This is a genomic window from Pseudomonas sp. S3_B11 (genome assembly GCF_054667715.1).
The window spans coordinates 1,897,581-1,916,671 of sequence record NZ_CP162749.1 but is presented as its reverse complement, the minus strand read 5'-3'; the positions used below and the strand labels follow the sequence as shown (position 1 = coordinate 1,916,671).

The 19,091-nt window shown below is 61.1% G+C and carries 17 protein-coding genes; 11 read left to right on the top strand and 6 right to left on the bottom strand.

What is annotated here, in order from left to right; all coding sequences use genetic code 11:
* The first annotated feature begins 3 nt into the window (after nucleotides 1-3).
* The 4 genes from AB4O22_RS08950 to fabI are packed head-to-tail and all read left to right on the top strand — an operon-like array spanning nucleotide 4 to nucleotide 4,524.
* Nucleotides 4-1,077, top strand: coding sequence for a microcin C ABC transporter permease YejB (locus tag AB4O22_RS08950; RefSeq protein ID WP_092198160.1), 1,074 nt, complete (start codon nucleotides 4-6; stop codon nucleotides 1,075-1,077).
* A 1-nt stretch (nucleotide 1,078) separates the two neighbouring features.
* Nucleotides 1,079-2,098: an ABC transporter permease gene (locus tag AB4O22_RS08945; protein WP_460096145.1), complete on the top strand. Its 1,020-nt coding sequence runs from the start codon at nucleotides 1,079-1,081 to the stop codon at nucleotides 2,096-2,098.
* Between the two features lies 1 nt (nucleotide 2,099).
* A complete protein-coding gene (locus AB4O22_RS08940) occupies nucleotides 2,100-3,710 on the top strand; it encodes an ABC transporter ATP-binding protein (RefSeq protein ID WP_003202738.1) in 1,611 nt (536 codons plus the stop codon).
* A gap of 19 nt (nucleotides 3,711-3,729) precedes the next feature.
* A complete protein-coding gene (gene fabI / locus AB4O22_RS08935; RefSeq protein WP_003202751.1) occupies nucleotides 3,730-4,524 on the top strand; it encodes an enoyl-ACP reductase FabI in 795 nt (264 codons plus the stop codon).
* Nucleotides 4,525-4,704: 180 nt separating this feature from the next.
* Here fabI and AB4O22_RS08930 read toward each other — a convergent pair whose 3' ends face one another.
* On the bottom strand, nucleotides 4,705-5,667 hold the full coding sequence (locus tag AB4O22_RS08930) for a GGDEF domain-containing protein (RefSeq protein ID WP_223470571.1): 963 nt from the start codon (nucleotides 5,665-5,667) through the stop codon (nucleotides 4,705-4,707).
* Between the two features lie 138 nt (nucleotides 5,668-5,805).
* On the opposite strand from AB4O22_RS08930, the gene AB4O22_RS08925 reads away from it, so the two are divergent.
* Complete coding sequence (locus tag AB4O22_RS08925; RefSeq protein ID WP_223470570.1) at nucleotides 5,806-6,630, top strand: helix-turn-helix transcriptional regulator; 825 nt, start codon at nucleotides 5,806-5,808, stop codon at nucleotides 6,628-6,630.
* 33 nt (nucleotides 6,631-6,663) lie between these two features.
* Here AB4O22_RS08925 and AB4O22_RS08920 read toward each other — a convergent pair whose 3' ends face one another.
* Nucleotides 6,664-7,251, bottom strand: a complete 588-nt coding sequence (locus AB4O22_RS08920; protein ID WP_223470569.1) for a LysE family translocator — start codon at nucleotides 7,249-7,251, stop codon at nucleotides 6,664-6,666.
* 142 nt (nucleotides 7,252-7,393) lie between these two features.
* Here AB4O22_RS08920 and AB4O22_RS08915 point away from each other — a divergent pair, with 142 nt between their 5' ends.
* Nucleotides 7,394-8,848 (top strand): TrkH family potassium uptake protein, encoded by a 1,455-nt coding sequence (locus tag AB4O22_RS08915; protein WP_043042385.1) that lies wholly within the window; start codon nucleotides 7,394-7,396, stop codon nucleotides 8,846-8,848.
* A gap of 76 nt (nucleotides 8,849-8,924) precedes the next feature.
* On the opposite strand, the gene AB4O22_RS08910 is transcribed toward AB4O22_RS08915, so the two are convergent.
* Nucleotides 8,925-9,422, bottom strand: a complete 498-nt coding sequence (locus AB4O22_RS08910) for a hypothetical protein (protein ID WP_223470568.1) — start codon at nucleotides 9,420-9,422, stop codon at nucleotides 8,925-8,927.
* A 145-nt stretch (nucleotides 9,423-9,567) separates the two neighbouring features.
* Here AB4O22_RS08910 and AB4O22_RS08905 point away from each other — a divergent pair, with 145 nt between their 5' ends.
* The 3 genes from AB4O22_RS08905 (at nucleotide 9,568) to AB4O22_RS08895 (ending at nucleotide 11,978) form a co-directional block, all read left to right on the top strand.
* Nucleotides 9,568-10,650: a bifunctional transcriptional activator/DNA repair enzyme AdaA gene (locus AB4O22_RS08905; RefSeq protein ID WP_223470567.1), complete on the top strand. Its 1,083-nt coding sequence runs from the start codon at nucleotides 9,568-9,570 to the stop codon at nucleotides 10,648-10,650.
* Nucleotides 10,651-10,673: 23 nt separating this feature from the next.
* Nucleotides 10,674-11,291: a DNA-3-methyladenine glycosylase family protein gene (locus tag AB4O22_RS08900; protein ID WP_038856838.1), complete on the top strand. Its 618-nt coding sequence runs from the start codon at nucleotides 10,674-10,676 to the stop codon at nucleotides 11,289-11,291.
* Between the two features lie 198 nt (nucleotides 11,292-11,489).
* Nucleotides 11,490-11,978, top strand: a complete 489-nt coding sequence (locus AB4O22_RS08895; RefSeq protein ID WP_223470566.1) for a GFA family protein — start codon at nucleotides 11,490-11,492, stop codon at nucleotides 11,976-11,978.
* 21 nt (nucleotides 11,979-11,999) lie between these two features.
* Here AB4O22_RS08895 and AB4O22_RS08890 read toward each other — a convergent pair whose 3' ends face one another.
* On the bottom strand, nucleotides 12,000-12,605 hold the full coding sequence (locus AB4O22_RS08890; protein WP_223470565.1) for a MiaE family protein: 606 nt from the start codon (nucleotides 12,603-12,605) through the stop codon (nucleotides 12,000-12,002).
* A 177-nt stretch (nucleotides 12,606-12,782) separates the two neighbouring features.
* On the opposite strand from AB4O22_RS08890, the gene AB4O22_RS08885 reads away from it, so the two are divergent.
* Nucleotides 12,783-13,646, top strand: coding sequence for a universal stress protein (locus AB4O22_RS08885; RefSeq protein WP_223470564.1), 864 nt, complete (start codon nucleotides 12,783-12,785; stop codon nucleotides 13,644-13,646).
* Between the two features lie 163 nt (nucleotides 13,647-13,809).
* On the opposite strand, the gene AB4O22_RS08880 is transcribed toward AB4O22_RS08885, so the two are convergent.
* A complete protein-coding gene (locus tag AB4O22_RS08880; protein WP_003202781.1) occupies nucleotides 13,810-14,280 on the bottom strand; it encodes a DUF1289 domain-containing protein in 471 nt (156 codons plus the stop codon).
* A gap of 408 nt (nucleotides 14,281-14,688) precedes the next feature.
* Between AB4O22_RS08880 and acnB the strand changes: the two genes are divergently transcribed.
* Nucleotides 14,689-17,298 (top strand): bifunctional aconitate hydratase 2/2-methylisocitrate dehydratase, encoded by a 2,610-nt coding sequence (gene acnB, locus AB4O22_RS08875; protein ID WP_003202783.1) that lies wholly within the window; start codon nucleotides 14,689-14,691, stop codon nucleotides 17,296-17,298.
* Nucleotides 17,299-17,449: 151 nt separating this feature from the next.
* On the opposite strand, the gene AB4O22_RS08870 is transcribed toward acnB, so the two are convergent.
* Nucleotides 17,450-18,730 (bottom strand): serine/threonine transporter, encoded by a 1,281-nt coding sequence (locus AB4O22_RS08870; protein ID WP_460096144.1) that lies wholly within the window; start codon nucleotides 18,728-18,730, stop codon nucleotides 17,450-17,452.
* Nucleotides 18,731-19,091 lie beyond the last annotated feature (361 nt).

Genomic DNA, 19,091 nt, shown 5'->3' with positions numbered 1-19,091 from the left:
GAAATGCTGGCTTATATTTTTCGGCGACTGCTGCTGATCATCCCGACCCTGTTCGGCATTCTGCTGATCAACTTCGTCATCATCCAGGCCGCACCCGGCGGGCCGGTGGAACAGATGATCGCCAAGCTCGAGGGCTTCGAGGGCGCCACCAGCCGCATTGCCGGCGGCGGTGCCGAAGTGTCGGTGGCAGGCTCCTCCTACCGCGGCGCCCAGGGCCTGGACCCGGGGCTGGTCAAGGAAATCGAGCGCATGTACGGCTTCGACAAGTCGGCACCCGAACGCCTGTGGATCATGATCAAGAACTACGCCCACCTGGACTTCGGCGACAGTTTCTTCCGCGACGCCAAGGTCATCGACCTGATCAAGGAAAAGATGCCGGTGTCCATCTCCCTGGGGTTGTGGAGCACGCTGATCATGTACCTGGTGTCGATCCCGCTAGGGATCGCCAAGGCGACGCGGCACGGCAGCCATTTCGATGTCTGGACCAGCTCGGCCATCATCGTCGGCTACGCGATCCCGTCATTCCTGTTCGCCATCCTGCTGATCGTGGTGTTTGCCGGCGGCAGCTATTTCGACTGGTTCCCGTTGCGCGGGCTGACCTCCAACAATTTCGACGAATTGAGCATGGGCGGCAAGATCCTCGATTACTTCTGGCACCTGGCCTTGCCCGTCACCGCCCTGGTGATCGGTAACTTCGCCACCATGACCCTGCTGACCAAGAACAGCTTCCTCGACGAAATCAACAAGCAATACGTGGTCACCGCCAAGGCCAAGGGCCTGACCCGCCATCGAGTGCTCTACGGCCACGTATTCCGCAATGCCATGCTGCTGGTGATCGCCGGCTTCCCTTCGGCATTCATCGGGATTTTCTTTACCGGCTCCCTGCTGGTGGAAGTGATCTTCTCCCTCGACGGCCTGGGCCTGATGAGTTTCGAAGCGGCCATCAACCGCGACTACCCGGTGGTGTTCGGCACCCTGTTCATCTTCACCTTGCTGGGGCTGGTGGTGAAGCTGATCGGCGATCTGACCTACACCTTTGTCGATCCACGCATCGACTTCGAAAGCCGGGAGCATTGAGATGAACCTGTCCCCTCTCAATCGCCGCCGCTTCGAACTGTTCAAGGCCAACAAGCGTGGCTGGTGGTCCCTGTGGCTGTTCCTGATCCTGTTCGGGCTGAGCCTGGGCGCCGAGCTGATCGCCAACGACAAGCCGCTGGTGGTGCATTACGACAACGGCTGGTACTTCCCGGCCCTCAAGCGCTACCCGGAAACCACGTTCGGCGGCGAGTTCCCGCTGGAAGCCAACTACAAGAGTCCCTATATCCGCGAACTGCTGGCGGCCAAGGACGCCTGGGTGCTGTGGGCACCGATTCCGTTCAGCTACCAGAGCATCAACTACGACCTGAAGGTCCCGGCCCCGGCGCCGCCCTCTTCCGTGAACTGGCTGGGCACTGACGACCAGGGTCGCGATGTCCTGGCCCGGGTCATCTATGGCTTCCGCATCTCGGTCCTGTTTGCCCTGACGCTGACCGTGCTCAGCTCGGTCATCGGCGTGATCGCCGGCGCCCTGCAGGGCTTCTATGGCGGTTGGGTGGACCTGGCCGGCCAACGTTTCCTGGAAATCTGGTCCGGGTTGCCGGTGCTGTACCTGCTGATCATCCTGGCCAGTTTCGTCCAGCCCAACTTCTGGTGGCTGCTGGGCATCATGCTGCTGTTTTCCTGGATGAGCCTGGTGGATGTGGTCCGTGCCGAGTTCCTGCGCGGGCGCAACCTGGAATACGTGCGTGCTGCCCGGGCGCTGGGCATGCAGAACGGCGCGATCATGTTCCGCCACATCCTGCCCAACGCCATGGTCTCGACCATGACGTTCATGCCGTTCATCCTCACCGGCGCCATCGGCACCCTCACCGCCCTGGATTTCCTCGGCTTCGGCCTGCCGCCCGGCGCGCCGTCCCTCGGCGAGCTGGTAGCCCAGGGTAAATCCAACCTCCAGGCGCCATGGCTGGGCATCAGCGCGTTCGCCGTGCTGGCCCTGATGTTGAGCCTGTTGGTGTTCATCGGCGAGTCCGCTCGCGATGCCTTCGATCCGAGGAAGTGAAATGAACCAGGATAATCTGATCGAAGTGCGCGACCTGGCGGTGGAGTTCATTGTCGGCGAACGCCGCCAGCGCGTGGTCGAGGGGGTCAGCTTCGATATCAAGCGCGGCGAAACCCTGGCCCTGGTGGGTGAAAGCGGCTCGGGCAAATCGGTTACCGCCCATTCGATCCTGCGGTTGCTGCCTTACCCGCTGGCCCATCACCCCACCGGGACCATCCAGTACGCTGGCCAGAATTTGCTGGGTTTGAAGGAAAAAACCATCCGTCATATCCGTGGCAACCGGATCGCGATGATCTTCCAGGAGCCGATGACGTCCCTCAACCCGCTGCATTCCATTGAAAAACAGATCAATGAAGTGCTCGGCATCCACAAGGGCCTGAGCGGCAAGGTCGCGACCCGCCGGACCCTTGAGTTGCTGGAGCTGGTCGGCATTCCCGAGCCCCACAAGCGCCTCAAGGCCCTGCCCCACGAGCTGTCCGGCGGCCAGCGCCAGCGGGTGATGATCGCCATGGCCCTGGCCAACGAGCCGGAACTGCTGATTGCCGACGAGCCGACCACCGCACTGGACGTCACCGTCCAGCTGAAAATCCTCCAATTGCTCAAGGAATTGCAGGCGCGATTGGGCATGTCGCTGCTGCTGATCAGCCACGATTTGAACCTGGTGCGAAGAATTGCGCATCGCGTATGTGTCATGCAGCGCGGTTGCATCGTCGAACAGGCATCGTGCGAAGAGTTGTTCCGGGCACCGCAGCATCCGTACACTCGGGAACTGCTGGGCGCTGAACCCAGCGGCACCCCGGCGAGCAACGTCGTCGGCCCGCCGCTGTTGCAGGTCGAGGACCTGAAAGTCTGGTTCCCGATCAAGAAAGGCCTGTTCAAGCGCACGGTAGACTACATCAAGGCCGTGGACGGTATCCGCTTCAGCCTGCCCCAGGGCCAGACCCTGGGCATCGTCGGCGAAAGCGGTTCCGGCAAATCCACCCTGGGGCTGGCAATCCTGCGGTTGATCGGCAGCCAGGGCGGGATCCGTTTCGAAGGCAAGCAGCTGGATAGCCTGACGCAGCAACAAGTCCGGCCGCTACGCCGGGAGATGCAAGTGGTGTTTCAGGACCCGTTCGGTAGCCTGAGCCCACGGATGTGTGTGAGCCAGATCGTTGGCGAAGGCCTGCGGATCCACAAGATCGGCACCGAAGCCGAACAGGAACAAGCGATAATCGCGGCATTGAAGGAGGTAGGCCTGGACCCGGAAACCCGGAACCGCTACCCCCATGAATTTTCCGGAGGGCAACGGCAGCGTATCGCCATTGCCCGGGCCCTGGTGCTCAAGCCGGCGTTGATTCTGCTGGATGAACCGACGTCGGCCCTGGACCGTACCGTGCAACGCCAAGTGGTGGAGCTGTTGCGGTCGTTGCAAACCAAGTACAACCTGACGTACCTGTTTATCAGCCATGACCTGGCTGTCGTCAAAGCGCTGAGCCACCAGTTGATGGTGGTCAAGCATGGCCAAGTGGTCGAACAAGGTGATGCCCGCAGCATATTCGCCGCGCCGCAGCACCCCTATACACAGCAGTTGCTGGAGGCCGCCTTCCTGGCCCCAACAACTGCCGAATAACCTGAAAGAGGAGCAACACATGGGTTTTCTCGCCGGTAAGCGCGTACTGATCGTCGGTGTCGCCAGCAAGCTGTCCATCGCATCCGGCATCGCCGCCGCCATGCATCGCGAGGGCGCTGAGCTTGCCTTCACTTATCAGAACGACAAACTCAAGGGTCGTGTCGAAGAGTTCGCACAAGGCTGGGGTTCGAGCCCTGAGCTGTGCTTCCCGTGCGACGTGGCCAGCGATGAAGAAATCGCCAAGGTCTTCGAAGAACTGAGCAAGAAGTGGGATGGCCTGGACTGCATCGTGCACTCCGTGGGCTTCGCCCCGGGCGACCAACTGGACGGCGACTTCACCGAAGCCACCACCCGCGAAGGTTTCCGCATTGCCCACGACATCAGCGCCTACAGCTTCGTGGCCCTGGCCAAGGCCGGTCGCGAAATGATGAAAGGCCGCAACGGCAGCCTGCTGACCCTGTCGTACCTGGGCGCCGAGCGCACCATGCCGAACTACAACGTCATGGGTATGGCCAAGGCTTCGCTGGAAGCCGGCGTCCGTTACCTGGCCGGCTCCCTGGGCCCGGACGGCACCCGCGTCAACTGCGTATCGGCAGGCCCGATCCGCACCCTCGCCGCTTCCGGCATCAAGAACTTCCGCAAGATGCTGGCCGCCAACGAAGCGCAAACCCCGCTGCGTCGCAACGTCACCATCGAAGAAGTCGGCAACGCCGGCGCCTTCCTGTGCTCGGACCTGGCGTCGGGCATCAGCGGTGAAATCATGTACGTGGACGGCGGCTTCAACACCACCGCCATGGGCAACATCGAAGAGTAATCTTCACGTTGCAGCAAAAACGCCGCTTGTCCTGGAAAGGCCATGCGGCGTTTTTTTATGCCCACTGCAACCCCCCTGTGGGAGCGAGCTTGCTCGCGATGGCGGTGGGTCTGCTGGCATTGATATTGACTGTGCCGACGCCTTCGCGAGCAAGCTCGCTCCCACAGGGATCAGCCTGTGCTAGCTGCGTAGCGCCTGTTTCTGTGTGTACATCGCCGCATCCGCGTCCGCCAGTAGCAGGTCGATCGACTGATGACGCTGGGGGTCGTACTCGATCTGGCCGACACTGAAACGAATGTCATAGCCACGCTGCAACATCGCATTGCGCTCATCGAGGATTTCCTGGAGCCGCGCCATGATTGCCGCTATCTCGACATGGGAAGAACCGGTGAGCAACGCCACGAATTCGTCACCGCCCAGGCGGCCGATCACATCACTTTCGCGAAAGGCGATACGCAGCACATCGGCGAACGTTTTCAGCGCGTTGTCGCCCTCGGCGTGCCCATAACGGTCGTTGATCGGCTTGAAGTCGTTGAGATCGAAGAACAGCAGCGTCGCCGGTCGCGACAAGCGATCACACACATTCAACGCATGCTGGGCCAACATCCTGAAGCCACGCCGATTGGACAGCAGCGTCAGCTCGTCCATGCTCGCCATCTGCACCGCGACCATTTCCTGCTCGGCCATGCGGGCCAAGTCGCGCAACAGTTCGCGCTCTTCGTCATTGAGCTTGCGCGGCTTGGTGTCGAGCAGGCACAACGTGCCGAGCTTGCTGCCGTCCTCCATCCCCAGCGGATGCCCCGCATAGAAGCGAATGCCAGGCTTGTCCGTGACCAGTGGGTTGTCGTGGAAGCGCTCATCCTGTTCCGCGTCGCAGATCTCCAGGATCTGATCCTGCAAAATCGCATGCCCACAGAAGGAAATCTCCCGCGAGGTTTCGCTGGCGTCCAGGCCGGCGCTGGACTTGAACCACTGCCGATTGGCGTCCACCAGCGACACCAGCGCGATGGGCACGTCAAACAGGCGTCGGGCAAGGCGGGTCAGGCGGTCAAACCGCTCTTCGGGTGCGGTATCAAGCAGCTTGAGCGAGTGCAGATTCTTGAGGCGAGCGGCTTCGTCGTCCGGTTGGCGTGGCGCAAGCATCGGAAACTCCATTGGCAGGACTTCATGAAGTCTAGTCCAGGACCCCAGCCCTTCAAACCGAACGGGCTAAATCCGACGGGCATTTACCGGTCAGGACTAATACACTGCCACTCAGGTTCAAGACGAGGACGCTGACCGATGAAGCACGCCCCCCATGACGACGCCCCACGCTTCTGGCGCGACGCGGCCCTGCCCTTCATCGAAGCCCGGGCCATCGGCGATGGACGCAAGGTCTGCTATTCGCGCCATTCCCATGACCACTTTTCCATCGGCGCGATCACCGCCGGGCGCAGCACCTACGTTCACGAACGCTCGAATTTCCAGGTGGAAAGCGGCACGGTGGTGCTGATGAACCCGGGCGACGTCCACGCGTGCAACCCGATCGACGATCAGCCGTGGTCCTACGTGATGTTGTACGTCGACACCCAGTGGCTCAGAGACTTGCAGCGCCGTATCGGCTTTGACGAAAGCCTGGATTTCCAGGGCTTCGCCACCACGCACAGCCGCGATGTGGAGCTGTTTGCCGCATTGGGAAGGTTGTATGAGCAATTGGTGGATGAGCAGCTCGACACGCACCACAAGCACGCCGCCGCCGAGGCATTTTTTATCGACCTGCAGCAACGGCTCAACCCTGCCGGTCGCCCGGACCGGGGCAGTCATCCAGGCCTCATGCGTGCGGCGCAGTTTATCCACGACCATTGCAGCGAAGCCTTGAAGCTGGAAGACATCTGCACCGCCGCGCAACTGTCGCCGTCCTACCTGAGCCGAGCCTTCAAGCGCCATTACGGGATGACGCCCCACGCCTTCCTGGTCAACCGCCGGATCCAGTTTGCCCGGCGCCAATTGCGCGAAGGCAAGCTGATCGCCGACGTGGCGCTGGACAGCGGGTTTGCCGACCAGGCGCATTTCCAGCGTGCCTTCAAGCAACACCTGGCGGCTACGCCCGGGCAATATCGCGGCTGATACCGCACCACCTGACCGCAAGGACGGGTTGGCTCAAGGCAACAACAGATACACCGCACTGGCCACCAACAACCCCGCCATCGTCCGATTGAACAGGCGCATGGTCGCCGGATTACCCAGCCAGGTGCGCAGGAAACTCCCGGCGTAGGCCCAGCAGCCCACCGAGACGTAGCAGATCACCAGGTAGATCGCCGCAAACTGCCACACCAGCCGCGCCTCGCCATCGGCCACGAACGCCCCCATTCCCGCCACGCAGGCCAGCCACGCCTTGGGGTTTAGCCATTGCATCAGCGCGCCATAGAACATCGAAGGCGCTCGCCCCTCGTCCTCGGCGCCCAGGTGCCCGTTATCCATCGCCAGTTTCCAGGCCATGAACAACAAAAACGCCACGCCGCCCAGTTGCACCACCCGTGTGAGGCCAGGCCAGCGTTGCAACACTTCATGCAACCCCAGCCCCATCAGCACCAGCAGCAAGACAAACCCCAGGGTTGCACCGCCCACATGGCGCAACGTCGCACGAAACCCGTACCGCGCCCCGGAGCTGAGGGCGACGATATTGACCGGGCCGGGTGTAATGGAGGCGACCAGGGCAAACGCCGCCATGGAAAGAATCAAACTCATCGCATACCTTCTTCATATCTGTGAGGTGGCGATCAAGGTAAATTGCCAATCGCGGGCGGTATTGAACAAAACTGCCCAAGGGGCTACCCATCAGCCCGCCACAAAAACAATACTGTGCGGCTCATTCATTCAGGCGTGTTCTATGTCCATTGCGGTTGTGCGGTTTATTGGCTTCATCCTCGGTATTTTCCTGATCACCCTGGCTGCCAGCATGGCAATCCCGCTTTTGACGCTGGTGATGTACGAGCGCAACGATGACCTCTCGGCGTTTTTGTGGTCGAGCCTGATCACCTTCGTCTGCGGCGTCGCGCTGGTGGCGCGCGGTCGGCCTGCACACACCCAGATGCGCCCGCGGGACATGTATCTGCTGACCACCGCCAGTTGGGTCATCGTCTGCAGCTTCGCCGCCCTGCCCATGGTGTTCATCCAGCACATCAGCTACACCGATGCCTTTTTCGAAACCATGTCCGGCATCACCACCACCGGCTCGACCATCCTTACCGGCCTGGACACGGCCTCCCCCGGCCTGTTGATCTGGCGCTCGATGCTGCACTGGCTCGGCGGGATCGGCTTTATCGGCATGGCCGTGGCGATCCTGCCACTGCTACGGGTCGGCGGTATGCGGCTGTTCCAGACCGAGTCGTCGGACTGGTCGGAGAAAGTCACGCCGCGCTCCCATGTCGCGGCGAACTACATCCTGTGGATCTATGTCGGCTTGACCGCCCTCGCCACCCTGGCCTTGTGGCTGGCCGGCATGACGCCCTTCGAAGCGATCAACCACGCGATGTCATTGATTTCCACAGGCGGCTTCTCCACCTCAGATGCTTCCCTGGGGCATTGGCCCCAACCGGCCATCCACTGGGTGTCGGTGGTCGTCATGATGGCAGGCGCGCTGCCGTTCACCTTGTACGTCGCCACCTTGCGCGGCCACAAACGCGCGTTGCTCAAGGACCAGCAAGTCAGGGGATTCGTCGGATTCCTGGTCATCACCTGGCTCATCGTGGGGACATGGCTGAGTCTGAACAGCGACTACAGCTGGTGGGACGCGGTCCGCATCGTGGCCGTCAACGTGACGTCGGTGGTCACCACCACGGGCGTGGCGCTGGGGGACTACACCCTATGGGGCAGCTTTGCCTTGCTGCTGTTCTTCTATTTGACGTTCGTTGGCGGTTGCTCGGGATCGACGGCCGGCGGACTGAAGATCTTCCGCTTCCAGGTAGCCGGCGAGTTACTGATGGGCAGCCTGAAACAACTGATCCATCCCCGGGCGGTGATCCAGAAAAAATACAACAATCACCCCATCGACGAAGAGATCGTCCGTTCGCTACTGACCTTTTCGTTTTTCTTCACCATCACCATTGGCGCTATCGCCCTGGGGTTGGCGCTGATCGGCCTGGACTGGACCACCGCCCTGACCGGCGCGGCCACCGCCGTGTGCAACGTGGGCCCGGGGCTGGGCACGATCATCGGGCCAGCCGGCAACTTCTCGACCTTGCCTGATGCGGCTAAATGGCTGCTGACCATTGGTATGCTGCTGGGTCGGCTGGAAATCCTGACGGTGCTGGTGTTGTTCACGCCGGTGTTCTGGAAGTATTGAACACGTCAGGTCAGGCAAAACAGACAAACAAAAAAGCCGCGGCGCCATGCACAGGCGTCGCGGCTTTTTTAAGCGATCAGCGGTCGTTCTTGATCGAAGAGCTGGTCGCGTTGGTCAGGCCCTTGGTGTTGTGGGTACCTGGTGTAGCGGTGGAAATCGCCGATGCCTTGGTCAGGCCACGGGTATCACGGTCGTTGGCGATGCTCGAGGTCAGCGAAGCCTTGCTGGTGCGGTCGGTGCGGGTGGTGCCGGTGTGCTTGCCGCTCAGGCCATGATCACGGGTGCGGGTACCGGTGTGGTCGCTAGCCAATCCTTTGCCAAGGCCGCTGGAATCACCAGACTTGTCATGGTCCTGGCCACCACCGGTGCCGCCACCGATGCCACCACCGTGGCCACCGCCATTGCCACCACCATTGCCGCCGCCGTTTCCTCCACCGTGGCCGCCACCACCCCCATTGCCGCCTGCGGCATAGCTCGAACCGATAGGCGACAACTCAGCAGGCAGCAAGGCCGAGGCACCGAACGCCAAGGCACAGACAGCAACGGCGATGAGGGATTTCTTATGTTTGGACATGATGTCTCCGAAAGACAAAAACAACGGTTGAACCTTTAAGACTCGCAGGTTCAATTTTTGTTCGTGACCGTCCGACCAAGTGAACGGAAATTCACTGTCGATTTTTCGGTGGAGTCGTTCCGGGCACGGTTCTATGCTCAGGCCCATGAACCTACACGACTCGCTGCTCCCGCCCCATGCCGAGATGGTCCGCGCCATGCTCGAACGAGACACCGCCTACGAGGGGGTGTTCTTCACTGCGGTCAAGACCACCGGTATTTTCTGTCGCCCCAGTTGCACCGCGCGCAAGCCGAAACCGGAGAACGTCGAGTTCTTCGCCCATGCCGACGAAGCCATGTCGGCCGGCTACCGGGCCTGCCTGCGCTGCAAGCCCCTGGACGCCGCCGCCATCGCGCCGGACTGGATCCAGGCCCTGCTCAAAACCGTCGACGCCGAACCCGACCTGCGCTGGACCGATGCCCTGCTACTGGAACAAGGTATCGAGCCGCTGAAACTGCGCCGCTGGTTCAAGCAACATTTCGGCATGACCTTTCACGCCTATCTGCGCACCCGCCGCCTGGGCATTGCCCTGGGCGGCATCAAGGACGGCAGCTCCATCGACAATGCCGCGTTCGATTCCGGCTATGAGTCATTGAGCGGTTTTCGTGACGCCTTCGTGAAATCCTTCCACATCACGCCGGGCCGCGCAGCCCTCAGCGAACCGTTGTTGTTCACCCGCCTGACCACACCGCTGGGCCCCATGTTGGCCATGGCCGAACGACGAGGCCTGGTGCTGCTGGAATTCCTCGACCGCCCGGCCCTGACCAAGGAGCTGGAAGAGCTGCAGCAACGCTACGGCTACACGGTTGCGCCGGGGCACAACGCTCATTTGCAACAGATCGAAACCGAACTGGCCGAGTATTTCGCCGGCAAGCTCACGGCATTCAACGTCCCGCTGCACATGCCCGGCAGCGCCTTCGCCGTACGGGTCTGGACTGAACTGCAAAAGATCCCCTACGGCGAAACCCGCAGCTACGGCGGCATCGCCACGGCGCTGGGCAGCCCTGGCGCCAGCCGCGCCGTGGGCCTGGCCAACGGCCAGAATCGCTTGGCCATCGTCATTCCCTGCCACCGGGTGATCGGTGCGGATGGCTCGTTGACCGGCTATGGTGGCGGACAGCCGCGCAAGGCGTTTCTGCTACGGCTGGAGAAAGCCGCGGTGCAGGTTTCACTGCCCCTGGCGTTTTGAGCGCCCCGGAGAACAAATATCCGATGTCTGTGCCCTACCATGAGGCCAGCGCCTGGCTGGCAAGCCTCGACGAAGACTGGCGACGTCACGTCGAGGCGATCGGCCCTTGCCTGCTGCAACCCAAGCCGGCCCGCGACCCCTATGAAGCCCTGGTGCGGGCGATTGCCTACCAGCAACTGCACGCCAAGGCCGGCGATGCCATCCTCGGTCGGCTGCTGGCGTTGTTCCCGGCGCAGGCATTCCCCAATCCCGGGCAGATCCTGGCGACAGACGTTGCGCAGTTGCGCGGCTGTGGGTTTTCCGCGAGCAAGATCGCGACGATCCAGGGCATCGCCCAGGCAACGCTGGACGGAATCGTGCCGGATTACGCCACTGCGCGGGCGATGGAGGATGAAGCGTTGATCGAGCGCCTGGTCAGCTTGCGCGGCGTCGGGCGCTGGACCGTGGAGATGCTGCTGATCTACAGCCTGGAACGGCCGGACATCCTGCCAGCCGATGACTTTGGCGTACGTGAAGGTTATCGACGGCTCAAGGGGTTGGAGCAACAGCCCAGCCGCAAGCAGATGGTTGAGATCGGCCTGGCCTGGAGCCCTTATCGGACGGTGGCGGCGTGGTATTTGTGGCGGGTGCCCGGTCGCTAGACCGTGTCATCGTTCATCGCGAGCAAGCTCGCTCCCACAGTTGATCTTCAGTGTCCACAAATTGTATCTACACAGAAAATCCCCTGTGGGAGCGAGCTTGCTCGCGAAGGCGGTCGCATGGTCACCTTCAATCCAACTGTCAAGACACAAACTGTCTAGGCTGTACTGAGTCATTTCCAATCCCACTGGAGGTTCCCCATGCAGCTAGAAGGATCCTGCCACTGCGGCGCGGTGTCGTTCACCCTCGACAGTGCTCACCCCTACCCCTATCAGCGCTGCTACTGCTCGATCTGCCGCAAGACCCAGGGCGGTGGCGGTTTTGCGATCAACCTGGGGGGCGATGCCCAAAGCATGAAGGTGCGTGGTCGCAAGCACATCTCGATCTACCACGCACGACTCAAGGACGAAGGCGATAAACGCGCCCACCGCAGCAGCGCCGAACGGCACTTCTGTTCCTTGTGCGGTTCGGGGCTATGGCTGTTCAGCCCCGAATGGCCGGAGCTGATTCACCCCTTTGCCTCGGCCATCGACACACCGCTACCGGTGCCGCCGGAGCACACCCACCTGATGCTGGGTTCCAAGGCGCCGTGGGTGGAAGTCGAGGCGCATCCGGGCGACCAGCAGTTCGAGGTCTATCCCGAGGAATCCATTGCTCAGTGGCATGAACGCCTGGGGCTGAGCGTTTGAGAGGCAGCGCGGCATAAGGCCCTATGCCGCAGGCACACCACTGTGGAAACGAAACTCCACATCCGGCGATTCGATCAGCTCCCGCTCGGCCTCACGGACCTTGTCGATCACCTGGGCAATGTCCTTGGCGTCGCCGTACTGGTAAGCCAGTTTCAGGTAACCCTGGAAATGTCGGGCTTCGCTTTTCAGCAAGCCGAAATAGAACTTGCCCAGTTCCTCGTCCAGGTACGGCACCAAGGCCTCGAAACGCTCGCAGCTGCGGGCTTCGATGAAGGCGCCGACCACCAGGGTGTCCACCAGCTTGACCGGTTCGTGGCTGCGTACCACCTTGCGCAACCCCGAGGCATAACGCCCGGCGGAGAGCTGGCGCAAGCCGATCTTGCGTTTTTTCATCAAGCGCATGACCTGCTCGTGATGCACCAGCTCTTCCCGGGCCAGGCGCGACATCAGATTGATCAGATCGACGTGGGAATGGTATTTGGCGATCAGGCTCAGGGCGGTGCTGGCCGCCTTGAATTCGCAGTTCTTGTGGTCGATCAGCATCGTTTCCTGGTCAGCCAGCGCGGCCTGGACCCAGGCATCGGGGGTGCGGCAACCAAGGAATTCGTGAATTTCGGGAAGATTCATGGGGCTCACGGGAAAAGGTAGTCGAGCGAAGGGCGCCGATTATACCGGCCTGCCCCCAGACCACCAGCCACCGCCGTTGATATGCATCAAGTCGAAGACTCATCCACAACAACTAGACTGCCCACAACAACTATAGTTGAGCAACGCCAGCCTTTTCATTGCAGGAGAACGCCGATCATGCAAGCCATTCGCAGCATCCTGGTGGTTATTGAGCCCGAACATTCGGAAAGCCTGGCGCTCAAGCGCGCCAAACTGATCGCCGGAGTGACCCAGGCCCACCTGCACCTGCTGGTGTGCGACAAAAAGCATGACCATGCCGGCCTGCTCAGCGTGCTCAAGGCCGCACTGCTGGCCGACGGCTACAGCGTCACCACCGAGCAGGCCTGGAACGAAAGCCTCCACGAAACCATCATCGATGTGCAGCAGGCGGAAGGTTGCGGGCTGGTGATCAAGCAGCACTTCCCTGACAGTCCGCTGAAAAAAGCCCTGCTGACCCCGGCGGACTGGAAGCTGCTACGCCATTGCCCAACCCCGGTGCTGCTGGTGAAAACCGCCGGTTCCTGGAAAGACAAGGTGATCCTCGCTGCCGTCGACGTTGGTAATGCCGATGGCGAGCATCGCCACTTGCACTCCACCATCATCGATCATGGCTATGACATCGCCCTCCTCGCCAAGGCGCACCTGCATGTGATCAGCGCCCACCCCTCGCCGATGCTCTCGTCCGCCGACCCGACATTCCAGCTCAAGGAAACCATCGAGGCCAAGTACCGTGAACAATGCCGGGCGTTCCAGGCCGAATTCGACATCGATGACCAGCACCTGCACATCGAAGAAGGTCCGGCGGACGTCTTGATTCCGTACATGGCGCGCAAGCTGCAGGCGGCAGTGACGGTGATCGGCACCGTGGCCCGCTCGGGGTTGTCCGGGGTCTTGATCGGCAACACCGCCGAGGCTGTGCTCGATACGCTGGAAAGCGATGTGCTGGTGCTCAAGCCGCAGGAGGTCGAGGACCATCTGGTGGAGTTGGCGGTCAAGGATTGACACGTCAACCTGTGGCGAGGGGATTTATCTGTGGGAGCAAGGCTTGCCCGCGATAAAAACGACGCGGTCTCTCTGGAACCGAGGCGCCTGCATCGCGAGCAAGCTTTGCTCCCACAGCGGGGCGGTGCGACGTTTCGCTAAATCCCCTCGCCACAAAAAGCTGTCAGCCGCCAATCGCATCCTTCAGGAACCCCGGCGCGATATAACGCTGGTAATGGGCTTCGGACAGAAGGAAAAACTCCCGATCAATGGCATCGCGCAGGTCCGGCAGATCCCAGTCGCGAAACTCCGGCATCAGCACCATGCCGTAGGCCTCCAGATTGTTGATCACCCGTGCGCCCCGGGCGATCAACTGGTAGGCCCAGCAATATTCCGACTGGTGCGGCACAAAGCGGATCTTGCGCGACTCCAGTTGCTGGCGCAGCAATACCGGGTCGAAAACCTCCAGCTTGGCCACCATCACCTGCACCAACAGCTGCTCGAGCCGCATCCACACCGCGCGCTTTTCGTCCTCGTTGTAGCCGTTCCAGTGAATCACTTCATGGTGGAACCGCTTGCAGCCACGGCACACCAGGTCACCGTAGACAGTGGAGCAAAGGCCGACGCAGGGGGTCTTGATGAGCTGGTTGGGCATAAGGAAACGCACACGCAAAAACAGGACAGGCCGGCATGTTAGCCCTTTGTCTAAGATTGATCACCCCTCAAACTTCCAGGCCCAACTTACCTTTAATTTTTTTTTCCCGTAGAATCAGCCAGCCTTTTAAGGCGCCAATGTCCGTTAGAAGCTGTTTTCAAAGCGTCACGAGCACAGTCGTTCCTTCAGAGCGGTGTTGGCGAAGGGTCTTTCCAGCGGGGAAAGCCCAACGCCAACCCTCATCAGCTCCCCGTTCTGCAGGCGTAAAACTTTGAAAGCAGCTTCTGTGAGGAACGTGCGGAAACTCTGGCGTGGTGGCTCAAAAAGCCGCCAACGCGCATGAGTACCGTGGGTTCCTGGATGAGCGTCCCGGACACCCATTTGGGACCACTGATGAGGGTAATAACTGTGCTTGAAGCCTACCGCAAACATATCGAAGAGCGCGCAGCCCTGGGTATCGTTCCCCAGCCGCTTAACGCCGAACAAACCGCAGGCCTGATCGAGCTGCTGAAAAATCCTCCGGCTGGCGAAGAAGCTTTCCTCGTTGACCTGATCACCAATCGCGTTCCGCCTGGAGTCGACGAGGCTGCCTACGTCAAGGCTGGCTTCCTGTCCGCCCTCGCCAAGGGCCAGGCCCAATCCCCTCTGCTGGACAAGAAGCGTGCCGTTGAACTGCTCGGCACCATGCAGGGCGGCTACAACATCGTGACCCTGGTGGAGCTGCTGGACGACGCCGAGCTGGCGCCGGTAGCCGCCGAAGAACTCAAGCACACCCTGCTGATGTTCGATGCCTTCCACGACGTGGCTGAAAAAGCCAAGAATGGCAACGTTCACGCCAAAGCCGTGCTGCAATCCTGGGCTGACGGCGAGTGGTTCAAGAAGCGCCCGGTGCTGGCCGACAAGATCAGCCTGCGCGTGTTCAAGGTAACCGGCGAAACCAACACCGACGACCTGTCCCCAGCTCCAGACGCCTGGTCGCGTCCTGACATCCCGCTGCACGCCCTGGCCATGCTGAAAATGGCCCGTGACGGCATCGTTCCGGACGAGCAAGGCAAGACCGGCCCGATGAAGCAGATCGAAGAAATGCGCGGCCAAGGCTTCCCGATCGCCTACGTCGGTGACGTGGTCGGTACCGGTTCCTCGCGTAAATCGGCGACCAACTCGGTGCTGTGGTTCTTCGGCGACGACATTCCTTATGTGCCGAACAAGCGTGCCGGCGGCTTCTGCTTCGGCAGCAAAATCGCTCCGATCTTCTACAACACCATGGAAGATGCCGGCGCACTGCCAATCGAGTTCGACGTTTCGAACATGAACATGGGCGACGTGATCGACCTGTACCCGCATGCCGGCAAAGTCTGCAAGCACGGTACCGACGAAGTCATCACCACCTTCGAAATGAAGACCCCTGTGCTGTTGGACGAAGTCCGTGCCGGCGGTCGTATTCCGCTGATCATTGGCCGTGGCCTGACCGAGAAGGCTCGCGCCGAGCTGGGTCTGCCGCCGTTCGACCTGTTCAAGAAGCCTGAAGCCCCAGCTGAAAGCACCAAGGGTTTCACCCTGGCGCAGAAGATGGTCGGCAAGGCTTGCGGTCTGGCAGAAGGCCAAGGTGTACGTCCTGGTACCTACTGCGAACCGAAAATGACCACCGTGGGCTCCCAGGACACCACCGGTCCAATGACCCGTGACGAACTGAAGGACCTGGCGTGCCTGGGCTTCTCGGCTGACCTGGTGATGCAGTCCTTCTGCCACACCGCGGCCTATCCAAAGCCGATCGACGTCACCACCCACCACACCCTGCCTGACTTCATCATGACCCGCGGCGGCGTTTCCCTGCGTCCGGGCGACGGCATCATCCACTCGTGGCTGAACCGCATGCTGCTGCCAGACACCGTGGGCACCGGTGGCGACTCGCACACCCGTTTCCCGATGGGCATCTCGTTCCCAGCCGGTTCCGGCCTGGTCGCGTTCGCCGCAGCCACCGGCGTCATGCCGCTGGACATGCCGGAATCGATCCTGGTGCGCTTCAAGGGCAAAATGAAGCCTGGCATCACCCTGCGTGACCTGGTTCATGCCATTCCGTACTTCGCCATCCAGAACGGTCTGCTGACCGTCGAGAAGAAAGGCAAGAAAAACGCCTTCTCCGGCCGCATCCTGGAAATCGAAGGCCTGGAAGGCTTGACCCTGGAACAGGCTTTCGAATTGTCCGACGCCTCGGCCGAACGTTCGGCTGCCGGTTGCACCATCAAGCTGTCGAAAGAGTCGATCACCGAGTACCTGCAATCGAACATCACCCTGCTGCGCTGGATGATCGGTGAAGGCTACGGTGATGCACGTACCCTGGAACGTCGCGCCCAAGCGATGGAAGCCTGGATCGCCAACCCGCAACTGATGGAAGCCGATGCCGACGCCGAATACGCCGAAGTCATCGAAATCGACCTGGCCGACATCAGCGAGCCTGTGCTCTGCGCGCCGAACGATCCGGACGACGCCCGTCTGCTGTCCAGCGTTGCTGGCGAGAAGATCGACGAAGTGTTCATCGGTTCGTGCATGACCAACATCGGTCACTTCCGCGCTGCCGGTAAGCTGCTGGAGCAGGTCAAGGGCCAGCTGCCAACCCGTCTGTGGCTGTCGCCGCCGACCAAGATGGACGCTCACCAGCTCACCGAAGAAGGCTACTACGGCATCTACGGCAAGGCCGGTGCACGGATGGAAATGCCAGGCTGCTCGCTGTGCATGGGTAACCAGGCACGCGTCGAGCCGAACTCCACCGTGGTATCGACTTCGACCCGTAACTTCCCGAACCGTCTGGGTGACGGCGCGAACGTCTACCTGGCTTCGGCCGAACTGGCGTCCGTTGCTTCGATCCTGGGTCGCCTGCCGACCGTCGAGGAGTACATGGAATACGCCGGCAAGATCGACAGCATGGCAGCGGACGTGTACCGCTACCTGAGCTTCGACCAGATCGCCGAGTTCCGTGAAGCGGCTGCAAACGCCAACATCCCGGTCGTTCAAGCCTAAAGCTTAAAACGCCCGACTGAAAACGCCGCCCTTCTTGCGAGGGGCGGCGTTTTTTTATGCCTGTCTATTTGAGGGGAAGTGCCTTTTTTTGGGGACATATCCGTTGCTGCGGTAACGGATATACACACCTACCTCGCCCTCCAATAAAGGCCTACGCCAAGAGGGAGTAAACCAACGCCGTAATCGCCACCAAACCCACCAACGTAACGAAGACATTCGAAGCCTGGCCGCGATAACGGGCCATGGCCGGAACTTTGCGAATGGCATACATCGGCATCAGAAACAGGATAGCCGCGATGACCGGCCCGCCCAAGGTTTCGATCATGCCCAGAATGCTCGGATTGAGGGTCGCGACGACCCAGCACACCATCAGCATGAACGCGGCGGTGAGGCGATCCAGGGTCTTGGGCGCCGGGCGCCGGCCGCTCTTGACGATCAGGCCCTTGAGGCCTTCGCTGGCGCCGATGTAGTGCCCCAGGAACGACTTGGAGATGGCGACAAACGCAATCAACGGCGCGGCAAAGGCGATGGTCGGGTTGCTGAAGTGGTTGGCCAGGTACGACAGGATCGACAAGTTCTGCGCCTTGGCTTCGGCCAGTTGCGCCGGGCTCAGGGTCAGCACGCAGCTGAACACGAAGAACAGCACCATCACCACCATCAGCACATGGGCACGCGACAGGATCTGCGAACTGCGCTCCTCGGCGTTGGCACCGTAGCGACGTTTCTGGTCCACCGCAAAAGCCGAGATGATCGGTGAATGGTTGAACGAGAACACCATCACCGGGATCGCCAGCCACAAGGTATGCAGCAGCGCCGAAGCCTCAGGCGGCGTGGACGCCGTGGTCAGGATACCGCCGCTCCAGTGGGGAATCAGGAACACCGCCAGGAACAGCAGCGCAACGATGAACGGGTAGACCATCAGGCTCATGGCCTTGACGATCGCCTGCTCGCCACAACGGACCACCGCCAGCAGGCCCAGGATCAGCACCAGGGACAGCACCACCCGAGGAGGCGGCTGGATATGCAACTGATGCTCCAGGAAACTGCCCACCGTGTTGGTCAACGCCACGCTGTAGATCAACAGGATCGGGAAAATGGCAAAGAAGTACAAAAGCGTGATCAGCGCACCGGCCTTGAGGCCGAAATGTTCTTCCACCACCTCGGTGATGTCCGCACCGTCGCGACCGGATAACACGAAACGGGTCAGGCCCCGGTGGGCATAGAACGTCATGGGGAACGCCAGCAACGCCAGGATCAGCAGCGGCCAAAAACCGCCCAGGCCCGCGTTGATGGGTAAGAACAGAGTGCCTGCACCGATGGCGGTGCCAAACAGACCCAGCATCCAGGTGGTGTCCTGGCGACTCCATTGGCTGAGGGTGGCTGGGACTGTCGTTTCAAAGCGCTCTTCGACGCTATTGGCCTGATCATTCATCCGGTCGGATCTCCGTTTTCCGGTCACTTGCACCCGACCAGGACGAGTCGGAAAACCCCGACAGGCAGCGCCCTGGCCGAAACAGGGGCGCGATTGTCCGGGATTAGCGAGCAGAAGCAAAGACTTAGCTGAGGAGCGGTTATGCGGATCAGATCGCTGTCATAGAAATGGTCACCGTATTTCCCTGCATTCTCCGCATTCCCGGTGGGAGCGAGCTTGCTCACGACGAGGCCGGCACATCCAACATCTTCATTGACTGAGCCACCGCTATCGCGAGCAAGCTCGCTCCCACAAGAGGGATCCAAAAATGAATCCAAAAAGCCCAAGCTCCCCCTGCCCTCGGCTCCTACAATCAGGTTGA